Source organism: Bifidobacterium sp. UTCIF-39 (genome assembly GCF_006408715.1).
Taxonomy (GTDB): domain Bacteria; phylum Actinomycetota; class Actinomycetes; order Actinomycetales; family Bifidobacteriaceae; genus Galliscardovia; species Galliscardovia tissieri.
The window spans coordinates 1-5568 of sequence record NZ_JEOG01000041.1 but is presented as its reverse complement, the minus strand read 5'-3'; the positions used below and the strand labels follow the sequence as shown (position 1 = coordinate 5568).

General features: G+C 59.3%; 1 protein-coding gene and 3 rRNA genes. 3 read left to right on the top strand and 1 reads right to left on the bottom strand.

The window, feature by feature from the left end; translation table 11 throughout:
• Nucleotides 1-245, bottom strand: a 245-nt coding sequence (locus EP30_RS11025; RefSeq protein WP_219846829.1) for a hypothetical protein, incomplete at its 3' end; no start/stop codon positions are given.
• 9 nt (nucleotides 246-254) lie between these two features.
• Between EP30_RS11025 and EP30_RS10775 the strand changes: the two genes are divergently transcribed.
• The 3 genes from EP30_RS10775 to rrf all read left to right on the top strand — a co-directional run bounded on the left by EP30_RS10775 (nucleotide 255) and on the right by rrf (nucleotide 5565).
• A 16S ribosomal RNA gene (locus EP30_RS10775) occupies nucleotides 255-1780 on the top strand.
• A 445-nt stretch (nucleotides 1781-2225) separates the two neighbouring features.
• Nucleotides 2226-5289 (top strand): 23S ribosomal RNA (locus EP30_RS10770).
• A 158-nt stretch (nucleotides 5290-5447) separates the two neighbouring features.
• A 5S ribosomal RNA gene (gene rrf, locus EP30_RS10765) occupies nucleotides 5448-5565 on the top strand.
• The 16S, 23S and 5S rRNA genes sit together here, the layout of an rRNA operon.
• Nucleotides 5566-5568 lie beyond the last annotated feature (3 nt).

Genomic DNA, 5568 nt, shown 5'->3' with positions numbered 1-5568 from the left:
GTGTGGTGGTGGTTTGAGAACTCAAGAGCGTGTTTTGTACTACTAAGTTTTGATTGCCAGTCCGGCTGCTGCTCCTGTCCTTGTGTGGTGGGAGTGCCTGAAAGGGTTTGATTGTGGCCGGGTTTTTGGAAGGATTGTGCGAGCATGCGGCCGGTGGTCTGCGCTGTTGTGGCGTGGGTTGCTGGTTGTGTGTTTTGTCTGTCTTTTTCTTTTCTTTTTTTCGAGTCATTGTTTTGGCTCTTCATGAAGGTTTTTTTGTGGAGGGTTTGATTCTGGCTCAGGACGAACGCTGGCGGCGTGCTTAACACATGCAAGTCGAACGGGATCCATCAAGCTTGCTTGGTGGTGAGAGTGGCGAACGGGTGAGTAATGCGTGACCAACCTGCCCTGTACTCTGGAATAGCTCCTGGAAACGGGTGGTAATGCCGGATGCTCCACATGGGTGCATGCCTGTGTGGGAAAGGGTTTACCGGTATGGGATGGGGTCGCGTCCTATCAGCTTGACGGCGGGGTAATGGCCCACCGTGGCTTTGACGGGTAGCCGGCCTGAGAGGGCGACCGGCCACATTGGGACTGAGATACGGCCCAGACTCCTACGGGAGGCAGCAGTGGGGAATATTGCACAATGGGGGGAACCCTGATGCAGCGACGCCGCGTGCGGGATGACGGCCTTCGGGTTGTAAACCGCTTTTGATTGGGAGCAAGCGCAAGTGAGTGTACCTTTCGAATAAGCGCCGGCTAACTACGTGCCAGCAGCCGCGGTAATACGTAGGGCGCAAGCGTTGTCCGGAATTATTGGGCGTAAAGGGCTCGTAGGCGGCTCGTCGCGTCTGGTGTGAAAGTCCATCGCTTAACGGTGGATCTGCGCCGGGTACGGGCGGGCTGGAGTGCGGTAGGGGAGACTGGAATTCCCGGTGTAACGGTGGAATGTGTAGATATCGGGAGGAACACCAATGGCGAAGGCAGGTCTCTGGGCCGTTACTGACGCTGAGGAGCGAAAGCGTGGGGAGCGAACAGGATTAGATACCCTGGTAGTCCACGCCGTAAACGGTGGACGCTGGATGTGGGGCCCATTCCACGGGTTCCGTGTCGGAGCTAACGCGTTAAGCGTCCCGCCTGGGGAGTACGGCCGCAAGGCTAAAACTCAAAGAAATTGACGGGGGCCCGCACAAGCGGCGGAGCATGCGGATTAATTCGATGCAACGCGAAGAACCTTACCTGGGCTTGACATGTTCCCGGCGACATCAGAGATGGTGTTTCCCTTCGGGGCGGGTTCACAGGTGGTGCATGGTCGTCGTCAGCTCGTGTCGTGAGATGTTGGGTTAAGTCCCGCAACGAGCGCAACCCTCGCCCCGTGTTGCCAGCACGTCATGGTGGGAACTCACGGGGGACCGCCGGGGTTAACTCGGAGGAAGGTGGGGATGACGTCAGATCATCATGCCCCTTACGTCCAGGGCTTCACGCATGCTACAATGGCCGGTACAGCGGGATGCGATGCGGTGACGCGGAGCGGATCCCTGAAAACCGGTCTCAGTTCGGATCGGAGCCTGCAACTCGGCTCCGTGAAGGTGGAGTCGCTAGTAATCGCGGATCAGCAACGCCGCGGTGAATGCGTTCCCGGGCCTTGTACACACCGCCCGTCAAGTCATGAAAGTGGGCAGCACCCGAAGCCGGTGGCCTAACCCCTTGTGGGATGGAGCCGTCTAAGGTGAGGCTCGTGATTGGGACTAAGTCGTAACAAGGTAGCCGTACCGGAAGGTGCGGCTGGATCACCTCCTTTCTACGGAGATTCTTGTGAAATCGATCATCGGTTTGGTGGTCGTCCGTGCCCCGCGCCCCGGGGGTGTTCCCTGGGGTAGGTGAAGATGGGGCGTGCTGGTGTGGTTACGGTCATTGCTTGGTGGTGCGGGGCGCGCTGTTGGGTTCCCGGACCGCGACCCCAGGATGGTTGTCCTGGTGGGTGGCGTCTGGGTCCCGGCCGGCTGGCCTGGCTTCCTTCGGGGGGTTCGGGGTGGCTGGTTGTGGGGTGGTTGTTTGAGAACTGGATAGTGGACGCGAGCAGGCCCCGCCGCCGTTGGGTGGTGGTGGTCTGCTGTGATTTTTCGTCGGGCTGCGTGATTGTTGTCATGTGGCTCGGTCGATCGTTTTGTGATCATTTTGTGTGATGATGTGTTGTCCGGATGTTCGCTGGGTTCTTCCGATGGCCCGAATCCTTTTGGGGGTTGGGTGTCGTTGTGAAGGGCGTATGGTGGATGCCTTGGCACACGGGACCGATGAAGGACGTGGGGGGCCGCGATAGGCCTCGGGGAGCCGCCGACCAGGCTTTGATCCGAGGGTGTCCGAATGGGGTAACCCGGCAGTCGTTGTGGGCTGTCACCGCATGTTGTGCGGGGGGTACGCAGGGAAGTGAAACATCTCAGTACCTGCAGGAAAGGATATTCCGTGAGTAGTGGCGAGCGAAAGCGGATGATGGCTAAACCGTGTTCGTGTGATACCCGTCGGGGGTTGCGTTCGCGGTGTCGTGGGAAGCGTTGTCCGTCCTCCGACGGGGGCGGCGGTGGTGATAAAGCTTGGAGTCAGGCGAACGGGATTGAATTCCCGGCCGTAGAGGGTGATGGCCCCGTAGCCGGCAGCTCCTGGCCCGTCGATGCGTTCTCCCAAGTAGCGCGGGACTCGTGGAATCCCGCGTGAATCCGTCCAGACCGTTGGATAAGCCTGAATATTCCCGTGTGACCGATAGCGTACGAGTACCGTGAGGGAAAGGTGAAAAGTACCCCGGGAGGGGAGTGAAATAGTATCTGAAACCATGCGCTTACAAACCGTCGGAGCCTTGAGGGGTGACGGCGTGCCTATCGAAAAATGAGTCTGCGAGTCAGTGGTGCGTGGCGAGCGTAAGCCGTGTGGCGTACGCGTAGCGAAGGCGAGTCTGAATAAGGCGTTTGAGTCGCGTGCCCTGGACCCGAAGCGGGATGATCTAGCCCTGAGCAGGTTGAAGCGCGGGTAAGACCGCGTGGAGGACCGGACCCACCTAGGTTGAAAACTGGGGGGATGACTTGGGGTTAGGGGTGAAAGGCCAATCAAATTCCGTGATAGCTGGTTCTCTCCGAAATGCATTTAGGTGCAGCGTCGGTTGATTGTCTCCAGGGGGTAGAGCTACTGGATGCTTGCGGGCCCGTACAGGGTACCAACAGCAGCCAAACTCCGAATACCTGTGAGGTGTATTCCGGCAGTGACCCGGCGGGGGATAAGCTTCGTCGTGGAGAGGGAGACAGCCCAGATCGTCGTCTAAGGTCCCGAAGCGCGTGCTAAGTGGGAAAGGATGTGGGGTCGCATAGACAGCCAGGAGGTTGGCTCAGAAGCAGCCATCCTTGAAAGAGTGCGTAACAGCTCACTGGTCTAGTGGTCCTGCGCCGACAATGTAGCGGGGCTCAAGCACGCCACCGAAGACGCGGCAGCGATCCTTGTGGTCGCTGGGTAGGAGAGCGTCCTGTATGGGGTGAAGCCGCGGCGTGAGCCTGTGGTGGACCGTATGGGAGTGAGAATGCAGACATGAGTAGCGAGACGGGGGTGACAATCCCCCGCGCCGGATGACCAAGGGTTCCAGGGCCACGTTCATCGTCCCTGGGTGAGTCGGGTCCTAAGGCGAGGCCGACAGGCGTAGTCGAATGGATGAACGGGTTGATATTCCCGTACCGGCGGCGGACCGACAGGTCCGAGGCGGCGAGTACTAACCGTGTCTTCTGCCTGACATGTCCTTCGGGGCGTGGATGGTGGTCGGCCCGGGACCGTAGCCGTAGTAGGAGAGCGCAGGAGTGACGCAGGAGGGTAGCCGGCCGCGGAGGTGGTTTTCCGTGGTCAAGCGTGTGGCCAGCATCCCAGGCAAATCCGGGGTGCGTTGTGGTGAGGCGTGATGATGGGGGCCGTTTGGCCCGAATCCGGTGATCCCATGCTGCCGAGAAAAGCTTCGGCGTGAGGGCCGTTGCCGCCCGTACCCGAAACCGACACTGGTGGTCAGGCAGAGAATGCCAAGGCGATCGAGCGAATCCTGGTCAAGGAACTCGGCAAATTGCTCCCGTTCCTTCGGTTTAAGGGAGACCCCCGTTGGTGATCCTCCTCGCGAGGGGAGCCGGTGGGGGTGGCACAGGCCAGGGGGTAGCGACTGTTTACCAAAAACACAGGTGCATGCGAAGGCGCAAGCCGCTGTATATGCACTGACGCCTGCCCGGTGCCGGAAGGTTAAGAGGATCCGTCATCTTCGGAGAAGCGGTGAATTCAAGCCCCGGTAAACGGCGGTGGTAACTATAACCATCCTAAGGTAGCGAAATTCCTTGTCGGGTAAGTTCCGACCTGCACGAATGGCGTAACGACTTCCCCACTGTCTCGACCAGGAGCTCGGCGAAATTGCAGTACGAGTAAAGATGCTCGTTAAGCGCAGAAGGACGAAAAGACCCCGGGACCTTTACTATACCTTGGTATTGTCGTTAGGTGTGGACTGTGTAGCATAGGCGGGAGGCTTGGAAGCATGGGCGCCAGCCCGTGTGGAGCCGTCGTTGAAATACCGCTCTGTCTTCATCTGGCGTCTAACCTCGACGCGTGATCCGTGTCAGGGACAGTGCCTGGCGGGTAGTTTAACTGGGGCGGTTGCCTCCCAAAGAGTAACGGAGGCGCTCAAAGGTCCGCTCAGCCCGGTTGGCAATCGGGTGTCGAGTGCAATCGCACAAGCGGGCTTGACTGTGAGACCGACGGGTCGAGCAGGGACGAAAGTCGGAGATAGTGATCCGGTGCCGGCGCACGGGCGCGGCATCGCTCAACGGATAAAAGGTACCCCGGGGATAACAGGCTGATCATTCCCAAGAGTCCATATCGACGGGATGGTTTGGCACCTCGATGTCGGCTCGTCGCATCCTGGGGCTGGAGCAGGTCCCAAGGGTTCGGCTGTTCGCCGATTAAAGCGGCACGCGAGCTGGGTTCAGAACGTCGTGAGACAGTTTGGTCTCTATCCTCTGCGCTCGTTGGAATGTTGAGGAGTCCTGCCCATAGTACGAGAGGACCTGGGTGGACGAACCTCTGGTATGCCAGTTATCCTGCCAAGGGTACGGCTGGTTGGCTACGTTCGGATGGGATAACCGCTGAAAGCATCTAAGCGGGAAGCCTTCTCCAAGATAAGCATTCCCTCACGCCCCTCGGGGCGTGGATAGTCCCCATGGAGAACACGTGGTTGATAGGCCGGATGTGGAAGCCCTGTGAGGGGTGGAGCTGACCGGTACTAACGGACGAGTACGACACTTAATCCTTCGGGATGGATCCAGTCGATCATCCCGGACGACACGGAGCACCTGATGATCCAACTGCGATCGACCAGACGAGATCACGTTCATCGCGTCCGCTAGCCGGTTCCCGAACCGCCACCAAGCATGCCGCGGTTGCGGCGTGTTCAGAATTATTCTTGCGGTGGTCATGGCCCAGGGGAGACGCCCGGCATCCATTCCGAACCCGGAAGCTAAGACCTGGCACGGCGATGGTACTGCACCCGGCAGGGTGTGGGAGAGTAGCACACCACCGCACACA